The organism is Parasphingomonas zepuensis (genome assembly GCF_036663735.1).
GTDB lineage: Bacteria > Pseudomonadota > Alphaproteobacteria > Sphingomonadales > Sphingomonadaceae > Sphingomonas.
In genome coordinates, this window is the sequence record NZ_JAXOJO010000001.1 from 578,889 (window position 1) to 596,310 (window position 17,422).

A 17,422-nucleotide genomic window follows, 5' to 3' on the forward strand; every position below is an offset into this window, starting at 1 on the left:
GGTAGTAACGGAGCGCTGCGCCCCATTGCCGACCTTCCCCGACTGGGCCCCGGCCTTCGCCGGGGAACGGAAAAGGGGAAGGTCAGTCGTGGGACAGGAAGGCGATCAGCCGGTTGTCGGGCGACCAGGCGGAGGCGCCGAGCGACCCGGCGCCGCCGACGAAGTTCGACATGACGATTGCCTTGTCCGGCCGGGGCACGCCGCCTTCGACCGGCATCAGGCGGAGCGTGACGTCGCTGCCGGCGGGCACGCGGGCCAGAGGCGCATCGGTCGTCAGATAGGCGAGCCATTTCCCGTCGGGCGAGAGGCGCGGATCGAAGGCGCTGCCCGGGCCGGTATCGATGCGGATCATCGCGCCGCCATCGGGCCGGGCGCGCCACAAGGTCAGCCGGCCGTCGGCAAGCGCGCTCGAATAGACCGAGGACTGGCTGGTCACCGCGCTGGCCAGGGCCGCATCGGGCAGCGTTTCTACCTTGTCGCTGTCCCACGCCGTGGCGCGGTAAGCGGCGCCGCCGGCGCGGTAGAAGATCGACACGCCGTCGGCCGACCAGCCGGCTGGTGCGATCGGGCCGGCCGCGTGGTGCAGGACCGTCTGTTCGAGCGGGTTGGACGCCTGGATGGTCTGGAGCGACATGCCGCCGGGCCGGGCGGCGCCGGCCGGGAGCGGCGCGATCGTCACTTTGCTGAACGCCATGGTCTCCTTCGTCCCGTCATCATGCGCGCAGACGCCGAGGCCGAGGAAATAGCTGCCGGTGATCTTCACCCTGAACGAACCGCCGGCGCGGCGCAGCTTGCCGTCGGGGCCAGGCACGAAGAGATAGGCATAGTCGCCGACCTTCTCGAGCCGGACGGACTGCTGGCGGGCGGTGTTGATCCAGATGAGGCGGGTCGGCCCGCCCTTCACTTCGCGATATTGCAGCGACAGCTGCTGGTTGCTCATCCGCACCGCATCGACATAGGCCGAATCCGGATCGAGATCCTGGCGCAGCACGATGCCGCCCTTGCGGTGGAGATAGCCGCCCGCGCTGGGCGCCGGCATCGGGCTGACGAAATCGAGATCGACCTGCATCGCGATGTTGCGCGACATTGGACCGGACATCGGCCGCCACGCGAAGTGGAAGTCGTCATGCCCGGCCCACATGTTCGCGCCGCCGCCGACCAGCGTGTAAGTGCCGGTCTTCGCGTCATATAGCGCCGATCCGGGATGCGCGGGATGGCCGATGTCGCGGTGATCGGCGAACTGGCCGACCGGCTCCGCCGCCATGGCCGCGGCAGACCATCCCAGGGCAAGCACCATGGCTGCCCGGATCAATGTTTTCATTGGCGAATCCTCCCCGATTCCGCGATCGCTTTACGCTTGCCCCGGCCTAGCACGGCCGGGCAGCGGCGCGGAAGCGGAAGGACTCAGGATTCCCGGCGGTCGCCCGGCTCCTTGTGCCGGAGCGCGTCTTCGACACTGAGCGAGCCGATCACGAACACGAAGGCCGCCATGCAGCCGACGACGAGATACAGGAAGAGATTGCCGACCATCGCGCTTCTCCTTTGTTGCGATGGGTAGTGGTTGCGACTGACGGCGCGGCGCTTCCTTGATTCCAGTCAAATCGGCGAGGCGTTCACGCGGCGGCTAGGCGCTGCTATGATCGCGCCGGTCAGGCGAGGATCGAGGCATGGACGACGAGATTCCCGAAGCGAGCAAGCTGACCCGATCGAAGCAGCGCTGGGCGAGCGAAGGCAAGTTCCTGACCGGCCATATCGCCCGCCCCGAGACCGAGCGGCTGCCGCCGGGGCAGCATCTGGTACGCGACTGGCCGGTGCTCGATCTCGGCCAGCAGCCGGACGTGCCGCTCGATCGCTGGAAGCTGACAATCGGCGGGCTGGTCGACCATCCGGTGACGCTCGACTGGCAAGCGTTCATGGCGCTGCCGCAGACCGGACTGCGCACCGACATCCACTGCGTCACGACCTGGTCGCGCTACGACAATGACTGGCAGGGCGTGGCGACGCACGACCTGCTCGATCTCGTCCAGCCGAAAGAAGACGCCGCCTATCTGATGCTGCACGGCTATGACGGCTATTCGACCAATGTGCCGCTGGCGGATTTCGCCGCGCCGGGCGCGATCCTGGCGCATGGCTGGCAGGGCAAGCCGCTGGCGCGCGACCATGGCGGGCCGATGCGGCTGGTGATCCCGCACCTCTATTTCTGGAAGAGCGCCAAGTGGCTGAAGGGGATCGATTTCCTGGCCGCGGACAGACCGGGTTTCTGGGAGGTCAATGGCTATCACATGCGCGGCGATCCCTGGGCCGAGGAACGCTATAGCTGACGGCGGGCGCGATCGGGCCTAAATAGCGCTGGCCGTGACCGTGACCCGCAAGATCATCCATGTCGACATGGACGCCTTCTACGCGTCGGTGGAGCAGCGCGACGATCCGGCGTTGCGCGGCCGGCCGGTCGCGGTGGGCAGCGCGAGCGGGCGCGGCGTGGTGGCGGCGGCAAGCTATGAGGCGCGGCGCTTCGGCGTGCGATCGGCGATGCCCTCGGTCACCGCGATCCGGCGATGCGCCGAACTGGTGTTCGTGCCGCCGCGCTTCGACGTGTACCGCGCGGTCTCGCAGCAGATCCGCGCGATCTTCCATGATTATACGCCGCTGGTCGAGCCGCTGTCGCTCGACGAGGCCTATCTCGACGTCACCGAGAATCTGCGGGGCATCCCCTCGGCAACCGAAACGGCGGCGGAAATCCGCGCGCGCATCCTGGAGACGACCGGGCTGACCGCGTCGGCCGGCATCTCCTACAACAAGTTCCTCGCCAAGCTCGCCTCCGACCAGAACAAGCCCAACGGCCAGTGCGTGATCACGCCGGGCGCCGGCGCTGCGTTCGTCGCCGAGCTGCCGGTCGGCCGCTTCCACGGCGTGGGGCCGAAGACCGCGGAGAAGATGAACCGGCTCGGCATCTTCACTGGCGCCGACCTGCGCGCGCGGGAGATGGCCTTCCTCCAGGCGCATTTCGGCAAGGCCGGCGCCTGGTATCACGCGATCGCGCGGGGCGAGGACGAGCGGCAGGTCAATCCGGACCGGCCGCGCAAATCCTCCGGCTCCGAGACGACCTATGGCACCGATCTGGTGACCCCCGAACAGGTCGAGCAGGGCGTGCTGGCGATGGCCGATGATGTGTGGGCGTGGTGCGAGAAATCCGGCGGGCGGGGCCGCACCGTGACGGTCAAATGCCGGTACGACGATTTCCGTACGGTCACGCGCAGCCGCACCCGCGCCGCGCCGGTCAGCGACCGCGCGGCGCTGCACGAGACGGCGATCGCGCTGGTGCGGACGCTCTATCCCTTGCGCGCCGGGATCAGGCTGATCGGGGTGACTTTGTCGACCTTCGATGGCGGCGACGACGCGCCGCAGCTCGATCTGATGGCACCGTGATGGCGCCAATTCACTGGCGCCATCGCGCGGGAATAGCTTAGGAAAGAGTGACTTCAGACGGGAGCTTTTCCATGGATCGCCGCCAGTTCATCGCATCCGGAGCCGCCGCGACGCTCGCTGTCGTGGCGAAGCCGGCCAGGGCCATCGCGCAGACGGCGGACGGCACCGCGCTCGACGCAGAGTTCGACCGGATCTTCCAGCAGGCAGTCGCCCGGTCGCCGGAGCTGGCGACATCGCTCGGGCTCGACAAGGGCGCGCTGGCGGCGGCCAAGGGCAAGCTCTCCCCGCGCACGCTGGAAAAACGGGCGGAGGATGTGGCGCAGACCAAGGCAGCGCTTGCCGGGCTGGCCCGGTTCGACGGCGCCGCCCTGTCCGAGTCCGCCAAGCTGAACCTCGAAGTCGTCCGCTATTCGCTGAAGACGCAGATCGATGCGCCGGAGAAATTCGGCATCGACAGCGCGATCCGGCCGTATCGCATCTTCCAGCAGGGCGGGGCCTATTTCTCCGTCCCCGATTTCCTCAACACGGCGCATACGATCAACCAGAAGGCCGATGCCGACGCCTATCTCTCGCGGCTCGATCAGTTCGGGACCGTGCTCGATCAGGAAAGCGGCCTGCAACAGGCCGAGGCGGCCAAGGGCTTCCTCGCGCCGGGCTGGTCGCTCGATCTGACGCTGGGCCAGATGCGCAAGCTGCGGGCCCAGCCGGCGGCGACGTCGAGCATCGTTCAGTCGCTGGTCAAGCGCGCCGGGGCCAAGGGCATCGCCGGCGACTGGCAGGCGCAGGCCACGCGCATCGTCGAGACCAAGGTCTATCCGGCGCTCGACCGTCAGATCGCGTTGATCGAGCGGCTGAAGCCCTCGACCAGGCCGGGCGACGGTATCTGGCGCGTGCCGGGCGGCGACGCGATCTACGCCATGGCGCTGAACCAGGCCACCACGACGACGATGAGCCCCGACGAAGTCCACCGGATCGGCCTGGCCCAGGTCGCCGAGATCTCGGCGCAGCTCGACTCGATCCTGAAGGCGAATGGCGAGACCAGCGGCACCGTCGGCGAACGGCTGGCACGACTGAACCTGCGCGCAGATCAGCTTTACGCCAATACGGCGGAGGGCCGGGCCGAGCTGATCGCCGGGCTGAACGAGGGCGTGAAGGCGATGTACGCCAGGCTGCCCCAGGCCTTCGCGACCGTTCCGACTCAGCCGCTCGAAATCCGCGCGGTGCCGGTCGAGATTCAGGACGGCGCCTCGAACGGCTATTACAACCGGGCCTCGCTGGATGGGGCGCGGCCTGCGATCTATTTCGTCAATCTGAAGGATGTCGGCGACTGGCCGAAATACACGCTGCCGTCGCTGACCTATCACGAGGGCGTGCCCGGCCATCACCTCCAGATCAGCCTCGCGCAGGAATCGCGCGACATCCCGATGTTGCGCAAGATCGGCTTCTTCTCGGCTTATTCAGAAGGCTGGGCGCTGTATGCCGAACAACTGGCGGACGAGCTGAACGCCTATACGACGCCGCTGGAACGGGCGGGCTATCTCCAGTCCTTCCTGTTCCGCGCCACGCGGCTGGTGGTGGATACCGGCATCCACGCCAAGCAATGGAGCCGGGAAAAGGCGACAGACTATATGGTCGCCACCACCGGCTTCGCGCGCCCGCGCACGCAGCGCGAAGTCGAGCGTTACTGCACCCAGGCGGGACAGGCGTGCAGCTACAAGATCGGCCATATGGCGTGGACGCGCGCTCGGGCCAAAGCCGAGGCGGCGCTTGGCGCGAAATTCGACCTCACTCAGTTCCACGAGATACTGAAGGAAGGCGCGATGCCGCTGACCATCCTGGAGCGCCGGATCGACGAGCGCATCGCCGCGATCAAGGCATAGCCAAACCGGCCAGCGTCAGAGGAACAGGCCGGTGATCCACCAGGTCAGCGCGGCGACCAGCGCCGCGGCGGGCAGAGTGACGAACCAGGCTATCACGATGTTGCTCGCCACGTTCCAGCGCACCGCGGAGAATCGCCGCGCCGCGCCGACGCCGACGATCGCGCCGGTGATGGTGTGCGTCGAGGAAACGGGCACGCCGCCGAACGTCGCCATGAACAGGGTGATCGCGCCGCCGGTCTCGGCGCAGAAGCCCTGGGCGGGCGTCAGCCGGGTGATCTTCGAGCCCATGGTGTGCACGATCTTCCATCCGCCCGACATGGTGCCGAACGCCATCGCCGCCTGGCAGGCGATCACCACCCAGAAGGGCACATGGAATTCGCCCTGATAGACACCCTGCGAGAAGAGCAGGACGGTGATGATGCCCATGGTCTTCTGCGCATCATTGCCTCCGTGCCCAAGCGAATAGGCCGCGGCCGAGATCAGCTGAAGCTTGCGGAAGCGCTTGTCGACGCCGAGCGGCGTCAGCTTCAGGCTCGACCAGGCGACCGCCAGCACCAGCACCAGCGCAAGCACGAGGCCGACCGCGGGCGAGGCGAAGATGCCGACCACCGTCTTGAGCACGCCGGACCACACGACGACGCTGAACCCCGCCTTGGCGAGGCCGGCGCCGAGCAGCCCGCCGATCAGCGCGTGGCTGCTGCTGGAGGGGATGCCGAGCATCCAGGTGATGACGTTCCACACGATCGCGCCGATCAGCGCGGCGAAGATCACCTGCGGATCGACGATCTGGGTGGAGATGATGCCGGTGCCGACGGTCTGCGCGACATGCTGACCGAACACGGCAAAGGCGATGAAGTTGAAGAAAGCCGCCCACAGCACCGCATGATGCGGTTTCAGCACGCGGGTCGATACGACGGTGGCGATCGAATTGGCGGCATCGTGCAGGCCGTTCAGGAAATCGAACAGCAGAGCGACGCCGATCAGGCCGATCAGCAGGGGAAGGGAAAGCATCACCGCGGGATCAGGCGTGGTCGATCACGAGACCCTGGATCTCGTTGGCGACGTCCTCGAACCGGTCGACGATCTTTTCCAGGTGACTGTAAATCTCGCGCCCGACGATGAAATCCATCGGCGCGGTGGCGCCGTGCGCCTTGAACAAGGCCTTCAGCCCGGCATCATGGATATCGTCGGCATCGCCCTCGATGCGGATCAGCCGGGAGGTGAGATCGTGCAGTCGGCTGGCATTGGTGCCGAGCGAGCGCAGCAGCGGGATCGCCTCCGCCGTGACGCGCGCCGCTTCGACGACGATGCCGGCCATATCGCGCATCTGCGGTTCGAAGCTGGTCACTTCGTACAGCTCGATCGATTTCGCGGTGCCGTTCATCTGATCGATCGCATCGTCCATCACCCCGATCAGGCTGGTGATCGCGCTGCGATCGAACGGCGTGACGAACACGCGCCGCACATCCTGCAGCACCTCGCGCGTAATATCGTCGGCGGCATGTTCGTGATTGACGATCGCGGCGATATTGTCCGCGATCGGCCCTTCATTGTGGAGCAACCGGGCGAGCGCGTCAGCGCCGGCGACCAGGGTGGCGGCATGCGCCTCGAACTGATCGAAGAACCGCCCCTGGGTGGGCATCAGCGCCTGAAACCAAGCGACCATGGGAATTTTCTTTCTTGCCTGGGTCCGGAACGCCGGAAGGACGCGCTGGGCGAGACTAGCCGGAATCACCGGTTCGCGGAAACCCGCAATCAGCGCCTTGAGTTCAGGCTCGTCGACTGCCGCCGCGGCACGGGGCAGATCGAACCAGCGGGTATCGCGCTGATGCCGCTCCGGCCATTCGGCGACCTGCTCGACGAACGCGATCGGAAACACCGCCACCACCAGATCGCGGCTGCGCCCGGCCCGCCGGCGCTTGCGGTAGGAAAAGCTGCCGATAGGCGACGGGCAGGCGATGCCGCGAACGCCGGCTTCCTCGAACGCTTCCTCGGCAGCGGCTTCGTGCGAAGCGAGGCCCTTGATCGGATTGCCCTTCGGAATCACCCAGCGCCCCGTATCCCGCGACGTGATCAACATCACCTCGGCGCTGCCATCGGGCATGATGCGATAGGGAAGGGCTGCTACCTGGTCGATCTCGTCTCTCACATGTCACTTTTGTGACAGCGAACTCAGAATCACGAAGGGGCCGACAAGTCCAGCAGGATCAGCATCCCAGCAGGTCGGCAAGTCCCGTGATGCTGTCCGCCGCATGGTCCCAGTCCTGCCGCAAATGCGCGTCCGGCCTGGGTCGGCCGCCAAATTCGGCCGGGCGATCGATATAGGCAGTGGCGAGCCCGCACGCCCGGGCCGCGGCGAGATCGCTGTGATGCGCCGCCACCAGGCACAGCGCACCGGGCGCGATCCCGAGCACATCTGCCGTGCCGAGATAGGCGCGCGGCTCCGGCTTGAAGCTCCGAGTCACCTCGGCGCCGAGGATTGCGTCCCAGGGCAGCCCGCCGTGCCGGGCCATTTCCACCAGCAGCGCGATGTTCGCGTTGGAGAGCGTGACGATGGGGTGAAGCCGCTTCAGCCGGGTCAGCCCCGCGACCGAATCCGGCCAGGGATCGAGCCGGCGCCAGGCATGCGCGAGATGCGCGATCGCGCTCTCGTCCACCCCAGACACATCGTGCCGGTCGAGCAGTTGCTGCAGCGTCTCGCAATTGAGGATGTCGAGCCGGACGAAGGGCCGCCGACCCGAGCGGCATTCCTCCATCGCCGGCTGGTAGAGCCCGCGCCACGCATCGGCAAAGGCGGCGGGATCGATATCGTCGCGGCCGATCGCGCCGAAGAAGGACGCCGCTTCCCGCGCGATGCCACTGCGCCAGTCGACCACCGTCCCGAAGACGTCGAAAGCCAGCGCCCTGATCGGGGCAGCGTCGCGGGCGGTGATCGAGTCGTCCATGCCGCCGGTATAGGCGCGCGCAGCGCCACGGCGAAGCCGGGATCAGTCCGGCAGCGCCGCCACGAACGCCCGCACTGCCGTCGCCGAATTGCTCGACGCGAGCGCCATGAAGGTCACCATCTGGTTGTGGCCGGAATCGCCGCCGGCGAGATCGGACAGGCTGCGGAAGACGACGAACGGCACCGTATTGGCAAAGGCGACCTGCCCCACCGCCGCGCTTTCCATGTCGAGCACCGAGGCCTGGAAAGTCGCGAAGAGATATTCGCGGTACTGCGCATTATCGGCGAAGGCCGGGCCGCTGACGCCGCCGCCGCCCACGACGATCTTCGGTGCCTTGTCCAGGCACGGCGCTGGCGTGATGCCAGTCGTCGGCAGGCAGCGCGCGAGCGTGGTGGCGCCGGCGACCTTGCGGGCGAGCGTCACCAGTGCCGGATCGGCGGCGAACCAGCGCCGGCGGATCACCGGCTCGGTCGCGCTGCCGACGCGGATGTCGCGTGGGAACATCATCCCGTAATTGGGCAGCGCTGTCGCGTCCGGCCGTTCGGGCGGCACCCAGCCGCCCGCCGTCTCGCGGGCGAACGACACCTCCATATACTGGTTCCAGCGTTCGGGGACGACGACGTCGCCGATATCGAGCCCGGGATCGATCCCGCCGGCGATGCCGGAAAAGACGATCCGCTTCACGACGAAGCGATCGAGCATGAGCTGCGTGTTCATCGCCGCATTGACCATGCTGACCCCGCTCTGGATCAGCAGGACGGGCTTGCCCTCCATCGTTCCGGTCAGGATCGTCAGGCCGTTGATCCGGTGCTCGACCGGATCGCTGACAGCGCCGACCAGCGCCGACCATTCCGGCGGAAAGGCCGTCATCACCGCCGTGCGCGGGCGATCGTCGAGCTTCTGCGCCATGGCCGGCACCGCCGCCGACAAGGCAACGGCGAAAAACACGGCGAGACGGGACAGGAAAGACACTTGGTTCAGGCTCCTATGCCAAAGGAGGGCCGCGGCGCACCGGCACCGCGGCCCGAACGTCACGCGATCAGAATTCCACCTTGGCGCCGATACGTAGACCCCAGAGCGAATATCGCGACTGGTTGTCCACGGCCGGGTTGGAGAAGCTCGAATAGCGATATTGCGCGCACGGGTTGGCTGGTGCTCCCGGCTGCGCCGCGACGCAGGCGACGTTCACCACCGGCGCAAGATACGGGAAGGCGACCTGGCGGAGCGAGCCCCAGTCCTTGTCGATGAAGTTCAGGACGTTCTCCATATCGGCGAACAGCTTGAACTTCGCCCCGAACGGCAGCGGGATTTCCTGGTCAACATGGAGATCGATCTTGAACCAGTTCGGCGCCGTCTGAGTGTTCTTGGGCAGGATCTTGCCACGATATTTACCCAGGCCGTTGCCCTCGATGTACGCGTTTAGCGAGGTCTGGGTCGCCGTGCTGTCGTAGACCACCAGCGGGTCGTTCGCGAGCGGCACATAAAGCAGATAGCGGTTGGCGCTACCAACCGTGCCGAACACGCTCGAGTGCCCAGCATTCAGGGTCGGATCGTTCATCGTTATACTGTAGGGGATTCCCGAGCGCAGTTCCCCGAACAGGCTGATCCGCGTCTTGTTGTCGCCGAAAAAGGCGTGATCGTAATCGATGCTCAATTTCCAGCTGTTGCGGATCTGGTAGATCGACGTGCCATAGGCCGCCTTGTTCGGATCGACCGCAGCATTCTGGCCGTAGGTGCCCGAACCGGTGGTGCCGTTCATCGAACTCACGTCGGTGACGTCCTGAAAGGTGTAGCTGCCGCTGATGTTGAGGCCCCAGTCCCAGCCCTTGTCGAAGCGCGCCACGGCCACGAGAGAATGGCCCTGATGCGTGTTCGTAAGCAGCAGATCGGAGTTGGAGTTGCTAGGCGTCAACGGTCGTGCGGCGTAGCGCGGACGGCCATCGGGTAGCGTGCCGTTGGAGATGAGCCGCAGATCCTGATAGATCGGCGCATTGTTGACGAAGCCGTAATAGAAATCGCCGCCGAAGTTCCAGCCCGAACCGAAAAAGCCGAGATCGAGCTTATAATCGGCCGAAAGCGTTGCTTTCCATGTCGATTCCATTTCGTATTTCGGATCCATCGCGTTGACATTGGCGACCGAGATAGAGCCGACATTGGTCCGCAGATAATCGGTCACCAGCGGGTTGATGCTGGTTCCGTTCACCCCGGTCAGCGCTGCGGTGCAGATCGCGGCGGTCGGCAAGGTGCACGTGCCGTCCGCGTTGCGATTGATGGTAATAGAGTTCTGATAGACGCCGGCAACCGAGAAGCTGTTGCCCAGAAACACGTCGGGCGATCCGCCGGCGAACAGACCGAACCCGCCGCGGAACCGCAACCGCTCGCTCGGACTCCAAGTTACCCCCAGGCGCGGCTGCGGGATGGTCTTGCCTTCGATCACCGCAGTGTTCGCAAAACCATAGCGCTGGAAGAAATACTGGTTCGCCGGTGGCCGGCTGGTCATGCCGTAGAGATCGACGCGCGTACCCGCGGTTATGCTGAGCGTCGGCGTCGGATCCCAGCTGCCCTGCAGACCGAAGGTGTATTGATCATATTTGAAGCTGGCGAGCACATCGTTGATGTCGCCGGTGGTCGAACCCGCAAGTGTCACCGTGCCGGCCCGTCCGGCCTGGAAATCGGCGACCGAGTCGAAATAATAGGTGCCGTACGCATCCGAGGTGAAGGCGTTGGCCACGTCGTAATGTTCATAGGCAGCGGTCAGCTTCATCGAGACCGGGCCAAGTTCCCACCGTGCGGCGATATCGGCGCCATATTGCTGGGTCCGCACATAGTTGAAATGGCGGAAGCGGTCCGGGCCGAAATAGATCCTGGCCGCAGCGGCTCCGGCAGTCTGGCTGGTCGAGCAGGCGATCGCGCTCGTATTGGTGAGACCGTTCTGCTGAAGCGCCGCGGTCGGATCGAGGCAGACCTGCATCTGGCTGAACGGGAAATCGCCGAACGGCACCGGCGTCAGATCATATTTGCGGAAATTGCCGCGCAGCTCGGTGTGGAAATTATCCGACCAGTCGGAATTCAGCTGACCGACATAGGACGAGACCTTTTCGGGGCGCTTGTAGTTGTTCGAGCCAAGCGCGAGCGCCGGTGAGCCGGTCGCTGTCGAGGAGAAGCCCGCGGTCGAGCTGTTGTTGCTGTCGTTGTGGATATAGGTGAACGAGAAGCGCTGACCGTCAGTGATGTTCCAGTCGACCTTGGCGGTGTATTTCTCGTCGGTCTCCAGCGTCGAGGATTGCACGCCGAGCGTATCGTAGCCGTAGACCGTGTTCGCGATCGAGGTGATGTTCGCGATCTGCGCGTCCGTCAAATTGGGCACGACGTTGGGGAAGCCGGCCGTGCCGATGTTGATCGGGGTGCCTTCCTCCAGATGCTCGTAGGACAGCGCCAGGAACAATTTGTCCTTGATGATCGGCCCGGAAACGAAACCGCCGTAATTCTTGCTCTTGAAATCGAGGTTCACGATGCCGGTGCTGTTGGCGATGCCGGGACGGGTGCGATCGCCGGTCAGCTTGTCGCTGCTATAGGTGTAGAAGCCCGAGCCGGTGAACTTGTTGGTGCCCGAGCGCAGCACGAGGTTGACCGCGCCGCCCTGGAAATCGCCCTCGCTGATGTCGAACGGCGCGATCTTGACCGAGAGCTGCTCGATCGCGTCGAGCGGCACCGGCCCGCGCGCGGTCGGCAAGCCGCCGACGTTCAGCCCGAACGTGTCGGAGAAGCGCAGGCCGTCGACCGAGAATTTGTTGAGGCGCGCATTCTGCCCGGCGATCATGATACCGCGGCTCTGCGCCGGATCGATCGTCGCGAAGGGATCGCGCCGCACGATATCGCGGATGTCACGCGTGACCGAGGCGACGCCTTCGATATCCCGCCGGTCTAGCGCCGTGCCGGGGCCGGAGGAGAGATCCACCGCGCCGCTCTGCGATGCCGTCACGACGATGTCGCTGCCCGTTGCCTCCAGCGCGATCGGAATGCGGAACGGCTGGCCCGCGGTCAGCTGGATATCGGTGACGGTGGTATCGACATAACCGTCGGCCACGACCTTCACCGTGAAGGGACCGCCAACGCGCAATCCCGAAGCGCTGAAGCTGCCGTCGGCGCCGGTCGTGGTGGTCGATGTCGTGCCCGAGGGCAGATGGGTGACGATGACGTTCGCCCCGGATACGGGCGCGTCGCCCGACGTGACCGCACCGCGGATCGATGAGGTGGTTTCCTGGGCATAGGCGCCGGCCGGCGCGCAGATCGCGAGCGCGCACACGGACGCATGAAGCAGATGACGCATGATATTTCCCCCTTTTGTGTGTTTCCGCGGATGCGCGCTGTTGCCCGTCACCCGCCGATCGATGGTCGAGCCGTTTATGGAGCGGTCATCGCCCGTTCCCCCTGCGCCCGTTCCTCCTGTGATTGTCCCGGAATCGAGTCGCGCGTGGTTGCCCAGCCGCCGCTGAGCGCCGCAACCACGGGCGAACCGACGAGAAAAGCCGCATCGAGCGACGGCTGGAGCGCCGAAAGCCCGCGGGCTTCAGCGATCAGGCTTTCCGCCGCGCCCGTGCCGGGCGGCGGGACCGAATAATTGCTGGCGGTGCGCAGCACGAGCAATCGTGCCGGATCGGCCCGCCCCACCCGGCCGAGCATGGTGAGCGCGCCGGCAACGCCGCTATCCTCCATCGCGGTGACAAGGAACCGGCCAGTCCCGCCGGTCCAGTAGTCGACCCATTTCTCGACATGGGCGTTGAGCAGCGCGCCGTGCCAGAAGGTCTGGCCGGTCGCCTCGTCGCCGACCATTACAGCAGGCGGCCGCTGCGCCAGTGGAAAGCCGGCATAGCCGGCGCGAATCTGCTTCAGCGCCGGCGCGTCGGGGAGAGCGATGCTTTTGGTCCGGGCGAAGGCCCAGTCACGCAGGCCCTTGTTGAGCGGGAACAGATTATAGCGCGTGTCGCCGCGCGGCCCCTTATAAGGCGCCTTGCTGTCGCGGGCGAACATGCCGGTCGGCCAGCCCGCCGGCGCCTCCCGCGGATCGACGGCATAACCGTAATCGGTATCGACGATGTCGCCGATCCAGGCGGCCGATCCGACCGAGATGGTGTTGGGATTGGCCCCGGCGATCGCCGCCACCAGCCAATAGGCGTGGCTCAGATCGAAGCGCGGATCCATGCCGAGCGCCATGGTCGAAGCGGCTGCGCGGTTCGTGCCGATCCCGGTCGAGAGCAGCAGCACCTTGGTGACCGGATCGTAGCGCAGGTGCCGAAAGCCCGCGGGGAAGGGCAGGACCTGCGGCATGACACTGGCCCAGGCCTGATATTCGCCGGCCCTGTCGCCGCTATCCTCGCCGATCTCGAACGCGGTGACGATGACGACGCGGATTTCGATCGGTGGGCTCTCGGCCTTTTCGGCCTGCACGGACGGCGTGGCGGCTGCGGCCGCAAGCGGCAGCAGGGCGAAAAGGGCAACGGAGAACAACCGACCGACAAAGCGCAAATACTGGCCCTCGCAACGACGTGGGCCTCTCCCGCTTGCCTCATGATCCTGAGGCTATGTCGCGACGGTATCAGCTTTCCTGCTGCCCGCAAGGTGGCCGCAGAATAAGCATGGGCAGGGCCAGCGCGGCCGGGCCGTCAGTGTTCCGCCGCGACGATCTCGCGCAGCGCCGCCGCCAGCGCGCGGGTCTCCGCCTCGCTGCCGATCGTCATGCGCAGCCCCTGCGCCAGGCCCTGCCCCGGCAGCCAGCGCACGATGATGCCGCGCTCCATCAGCTGGAGATAGGCGGTCTCGGCGCTCAGCGTACCTTCGAACAGCACGAGCAGGAAGTTCGCATGGCTGGGCACGACGCGCAGGCCGGCATTGCCCAGCGCCGCGATCTCGCCCGTGAGCCAGGCACGCCACTCGATATTATGGGCACGGCTGTGCTCGATGAACTCGGTCGCGCCGAGCGCGGCGATCGCCGCTTTCTGGCCCGCGGTGGTGATGCAGAAGGGCGCGCGGATGCGGTGCATCGCGTCGACTGCCTCGGCCGAGCCGTAACCCCAGCCGATCCGCTCGGCGGCGAGGCCGTGGATCTTGGAGAAAGTGCGCGTGACGATCACGTTCGGGGCATGGCGCGCGAGATCGAGGCCGCCGTCATCCTCCGTCAGATATTCGGCATAGGCCTGGTCGATCACCAGCATGACGTTCGCCGGAAGGCCGGCGTGGAGCCGCAGGATCTCGCCGCGATCGGCATAGGTGCCGGTCGGGTTGTTGGGGTTGGCGATGAACACCAGGCGCGTGCGATCGGTGACGCAGGCCAGGATCGCATCGACATCGGTGGCGTATTGCTTGTCCGGCGCGACGACCGGCGTGGCGCCGACGCGGCGCGTGGCGATTTCGTACACGGCAAAGCCGTAATGGACGAAGATCACTTCGTCGCCCGGCCCGGCATAGACCCCGGCCGCGAGGTGGAGCACCTCGTCCGATCCGGTACCGTAGATGATCCGGGCGGGATCGAGATCGTGATAGGCGGCCAGCGCCTCACGCAGCTCGGTCGCGGTCGCATCGGGATAGCGATAGAGATCGCCGACATGGGCGGCAAAGGCGGCGCGCGCCGGCTCGCTGGTGCCGAGCGGGTTCTCATTGGAGGACAGCTTCGCGACGGGTGCGCCGGCATCGGTGGAGGAACGCCCCGGCACATAGGGGGCGATCGCCATGATCCAGTCTTTGGGCTTTGGTGCGGTCATGCCCAGCGCCCTAAGGCGGACGCCCGGCGGCTGCAATGGCCTGTGTCGCGCCGCCATGGGCAAGCGCCGACCTAAGGAGTTTTACGGTCTTTGAAAGCCGGCGCGGGCGCGGCTAGGTGGCGGTCTTCCTGCCGGCACCCCCCCTGTCGGCAGTGGGGTAGGCCGGGGCGACCCCCCTCTCCCTGGCCTGGTCGCCCGCTCAGCCTCTCGGCTTGGGCGGGCGATTGGGCCTGGGGCCGCGCGGTTTGCCCGGATCGGCCGGGCCCGGCGTCGGCGGCCGGCGGTGCCGCTGCGCATCGCGCGAGACCGGGCGCGGCGGTGGCGGCGTGCGGGGCGACGCAGTGCCGGCCGGTGCGACATTATAGCCTTCCTTCAGCAGCCGCGTGAACGCAGCGCGCACATTGGTCGCGATCGCTGCCTGAAGCTCCGGCGGCAGATCGGCCAGCGTGGTGTTGGCATGCACCGAGTTCAGATCGCGCAGCAGCGTGTTGGGCACGCCCTTGGAGGCGGCCTTCAGCGCACCGATCGAATCGATGACGGCGGAAAAGACGATGTCCTGCATCACATCGGTGGCTGATTTGCTCATGGGCGCGGGCCCTAGAGGGATTTCGGCCCGACTGGAACAGCAAACTTCCCTGCGTCATGCCGGAACGCGTCCGGCATGACGCCGAAGCTCAGGCCCGCGGCCGCTTGCGCAAGGTCGGGCGCGGCTGGTGGCGCACCGGGGCCGGGCCGTTGTGGCGGCGCGGTTCGCGCGCGGCCTGTTGCGGGCCGCCTTCCATCACCTCGAACTGAACGCCGCCCTCGGCTTCCTCGCCGACGGTGCGCTTGACCGAAGCCATGAACTTGCCGGCAATGGCGCGTGGAATCTGGAACGCAGTCTCGTTCGGGCCGATGCGGATCGCGCCGACCTCATTCTTGGTGATGTGCCCGCGGCGGCAGATCAACGGCAGTATCCAGCGTGGATCGGCATTCTGTCGGCGGCCGATATCCATGCGGAACCAGACGATGTCGTCGAAGCCCTCGCGGTGATGCTCCTTGCCGGCCGGCTGATCCGAACTCTGGGTCAGCATTTCCTCCGGGGCGGGCAGGCGCGCGCGATAGGTCTTGACCAGGGCCGCGGCGATATCCTCGGGCGACTTCTGCTCCATCAGCTGCGCGGCGAGCGCGCGGTCGTCCTCGTCGACCTCGATCGTCTCGAGCAGCATTTCCATCAGACGGGTGCGATCGGCCTTGCGGATATCGTCGGCGGTTGGGGCATTGACCCATTCGACCGCGATCCGCGCGCCGCGCAGCATCATCTCGACCCGGCGCTTGCGCTGATAGGGAACGATCAGGACTGCCGTGCCCTTCTTGCCCGCCCGGCCGGTGCGGCCCGAACGATGCTGCAGCGTCTCGGCATCGCGCGGCAGCTCGACATGAACGACCAGGCTGAGCGACGGCAGATCGATGCCGCGCGCGGCAACGTCCGTCGCCACGCAGACCCGGGCGCGCTTGTCGCGCAGCGCCTGCATGGCGGCATTGCGCTCGTTCTGGCTATGCTCCCCGGACAAAGCGACGGCCGCGAAGCCGCGCTCGACCAGGCTGGCATGGAGATGGCGGACATTGTCGCGCGTCGCGCAGAACAGCATCGCCGATTCCGCTTCGTACAGGCGCAGCAGGTTCACGACCGCATTCTCGATATCGGCCGGGGCGACGGTGACTGCCTGGTAGCTGATGTCGCCGTGCCCGCGATCCTCGCCGACGGTCGAGATGCGCAGCGCGTCGCGCTGGTAGCGCTTTGCCAGGGCGACGATCGGCTTCGGCATGGTCGCCGAGAAGAGAAGCGTGCGGCGCTGATCGGGCGTCGCGTCGAGAATCTGTTCGAGATCTTCGCGGAAACCCATGTCGAGCATCTCGTCGGCTTCGTCGAGGATGACGGCCTTGAGCGCGCCGAGATCGAGCGCGCCGCGCTCGATATGGTCGCGCAGGCGCCCCGGGGTGCCGACGACGATATGCGCGCCGCGCGACAAAGCGCGGCGTTCGCTTGATGCGTCCATGCCGCCGACGCAGGTGGCGATGCGGGCGCCGGCCTTTTCGTAGAGCCAGGCAAGTTCGCGGCTGACCTGAAGCGCGAGCTCGCGGGTCGGGGCGATGGCGAGCGCGAGCGGTGCGCGAGCCGGCGGCATCGCGCCTTCCTCACCGAGCAGCTGCGGCGCGATGGCGAGGCCGAAGGCAACGGTCTTGCCGGAACCGGTCTGGGCCGAGACGATCATGTCACGGCCGGCGGCTTCGGGTTCGAGCACGGCGGCCTGAACTGGGGTGGGCGCGGCATAACCACGGGCGGAGAGCGCTTCGGCGAGAAGCGTGGGTAGAGCTGAGAAGGGCATGATAATCCGGATTTTGGGGCCGCGCGGGCGCAGCAAAGGTGGCC

Annotated in this window: 14 protein-coding genes; 3 read left to right on the forward strand and 11 right to left on the reverse strand. The window is 66.5% G+C overall.

All coding sequences use genetic code 11. From position 1 onward, the window contains the following. Window positions 1-82 precede the first annotated feature (82 nt). Window positions 83-1,321, reverse strand: coding sequence for a TolB family protein (locus U1769_RS02810; RefSeq protein WP_332711640.1), 1,239 nt, complete (start codon window positions 1,319-1,321; stop codon window positions 83-85). A gap of 83 nt (window positions 1,322-1,404) precedes the next feature. Further along, window positions 1,405-1,530, reverse strand: coding sequence for a hypothetical protein (locus U1769_RS02815; protein ID WP_332711643.1), 126 nt, complete (start codon window positions 1,528-1,530; stop codon window positions 1,405-1,407). Window positions 1,531-1,667: 137 nt separating this feature from the next. Between U1769_RS02815 and U1769_RS02820 the strand changes: the two genes are divergently transcribed. From U1769_RS02820 to U1769_RS02830, 3 genes are all read left to right on the forward strand, one after another. After that, complete coding sequence (locus U1769_RS02820) at window positions 1,668-2,321, forward strand: sulfite oxidase-like oxidoreductase (RefSeq protein ID WP_332711646.1); 654 nt, start codon at window positions 1,668-1,670, stop codon at window positions 2,319-2,321. 28 nt (window positions 2,322-2,349) lie between these two features. Then, complete coding sequence (gene dinB / locus U1769_RS02825; RefSeq protein WP_332713613.1) at window positions 2,350-3,426, forward strand: DNA polymerase IV; 1,077 nt, start codon at window positions 2,350-2,352, stop codon at window positions 3,424-3,426. 71 nt (window positions 3,427-3,497) lie between these two features. Next, window positions 3,498-5,306 carry a DUF885 domain-containing protein gene (locus tag U1769_RS02830; RefSeq protein WP_332711648.1) on the forward strand — a complete coding sequence of 603 codons (1,809 nt, stop codon included), beginning with the start codon at window positions 3,498-3,500 and terminating at the stop codon, window positions 5,304-5,306. 15 nt (window positions 5,307-5,321) lie between these two features. On the opposite strand, the gene U1769_RS02835 is transcribed toward U1769_RS02830, so the two are convergent. The 9 genes from U1769_RS02835 to U1769_RS02875 all read right to left on the reverse strand — a co-directional run bounded on the left by U1769_RS02835 (window position 5,322) and on the right by U1769_RS02875 (window position 17,378). Continuing rightward, a complete protein-coding gene (locus U1769_RS02835) occupies window positions 5,322-6,317 on the reverse strand; it encodes an inorganic phosphate transporter (RefSeq protein WP_332711650.1) in 996 nt (331 codons plus the stop codon). A 10-nt stretch (window positions 6,318-6,327) separates the two neighbouring features. Next, the gene (locus tag U1769_RS02840; protein ID WP_332713616.1) at window positions 6,328-7,443 is read right to left on the reverse strand and encodes a DUF47 family protein; all 1,116 of its coding nucleotides are present in this window, start codon (window positions 7,441-7,443) and stop codon (window positions 6,328-6,330) included. A 70-nt stretch (window positions 7,444-7,513) separates the two neighbouring features. Then, window positions 7,514-8,251, reverse strand: coding sequence for a haloacid dehalogenase type II (locus U1769_RS02845; RefSeq protein WP_332711653.1), 738 nt, complete (start codon window positions 8,249-8,251; stop codon window positions 7,514-7,516). 42 nt (window positions 8,252-8,293) lie between these two features. Beyond that, on the reverse strand, window positions 8,294-9,160 hold the full coding sequence (locus U1769_RS02850; RefSeq protein WP_332713619.1) for a 5'-methylthioadenosine/S-adenosylhomocysteine nucleosidase: 867 nt from the start codon (window positions 9,158-9,160) through the stop codon (window positions 8,294-8,296). Between the two features lie 130 nt (window positions 9,161-9,290). After that, entirely contained in the window at window positions 9,291-12,581 is a 3,291-nt protein-coding gene (locus U1769_RS02855; protein ID WP_332711655.1) for a TonB-dependent receptor, read from the reverse strand. Between the two features lie 74 nt (window positions 12,582-12,655). Next, window positions 12,656-13,777, reverse strand: coding sequence for a purine nucleoside permease (locus tag U1769_RS02860; RefSeq protein ID WP_332711658.1), 1,122 nt, complete (start codon window positions 13,775-13,777; stop codon window positions 12,656-12,658). 137 nt (window positions 13,778-13,914) lie between these two features. Continuing rightward, window positions 13,915-15,009, reverse strand: coding sequence for a histidinol-phosphate transaminase (gene hisC / locus U1769_RS02865; RefSeq protein WP_332711660.1), 1,095 nt, complete (start codon window positions 15,007-15,009; stop codon window positions 13,915-13,917). Between the two features lie 199 nt (window positions 15,010-15,208). Then, entirely contained in the window at window positions 15,209-15,595 is a 387-nt protein-coding gene (locus U1769_RS02870; protein WP_332711663.1) for a hypothetical protein, read from the reverse strand. An 88-nt stretch (window positions 15,596-15,683) separates the two neighbouring features. Continuing rightward, complete coding sequence (locus U1769_RS02875) at window positions 15,684-17,378, reverse strand: DEAD/DEAH box helicase (protein WP_332711666.1); 1,695 nt, start codon at window positions 17,376-17,378, stop codon at window positions 15,684-15,686. Between the last annotated feature and the right edge of the window lie 44 nt (window positions 17,379-17,422).

What these genes read in the sequence shown, in the direction of transcription:
- U1769_RS02810 (WP_332711640.1), bottom strand. Translation starts at nt 1,321, where the DNA reads ATGAAAACATTGATCCGGGCAGCCATGGTGCTTGCCCTGGGATGGTCT.
- U1769_RS02835 (WP_332711650.1), bottom strand. Translation starts at nt 6,317, where the DNA reads ATGCTTTCCCTTCCCCTGCTGATCGGCCTGATCGGCGTCGCTCTGCTG.
- U1769_RS02820 (WP_332711646.1), top strand. Translation starts at nt 1,668, where the DNA reads ATGGACGACGAGATTCCCGAAGCGAGCAAGCTGACCCGATCGAAGCAG.
- hisC (WP_332711660.1), bottom strand. Translation starts at nt 15,009, where the DNA reads ATGACCGCACCAAAGCCCAAAGACTGGATCATGGCGATCGCCCCCTAT.
- U1769_RS02875 (WP_332711666.1), bottom strand. Translation starts at nt 17,378, where the DNA reads ATGCCCTTCTCAGCTCTACCCACGCTTCTCGCCGAAGCGCTCTCCGCC.
- U1769_RS02855 (WP_332711655.1), bottom strand. Translation starts at nt 12,581, where the DNA reads ATGCGTCATCTGCTTCATGCGTCCGTGTGCGCGCTCGCGATCTGCGCG.
- U1769_RS02830 (WP_332711648.1), top strand. Translation starts at nt 3,498, where the DNA reads ATGGATCGCCGCCAGTTCATCGCATCCGGAGCCGCCGCGACGCTCGCT.
- U1769_RS02815 (WP_332711643.1), bottom strand. Translation starts at nt 1,530, where the DNA reads ATGGTCGGCAATCTCTTCCTGTATCTCGTCGTCGGCTGCATGGCGGCC.
- U1769_RS02845 (WP_332711653.1), bottom strand. Translation starts at nt 8,251, where the DNA reads ATGGACGACTCGATCACCGCCCGCGACGCTGCCCCGATCAGGGCGCTG.
- U1769_RS02850 (WP_332713619.1), bottom strand. Translation starts at nt 9,160, where the DNA reads ATGGCGCAGAAGCTCGACGATCGCCCGCGCACGGCGGTGATGACGGCC.
- U1769_RS02870 (WP_332711663.1), bottom strand. Translation starts at nt 15,595, where the DNA reads ATGAGCAAATCAGCCACCGATGTGATGCAGGACATCGTCTTTTCCGCC.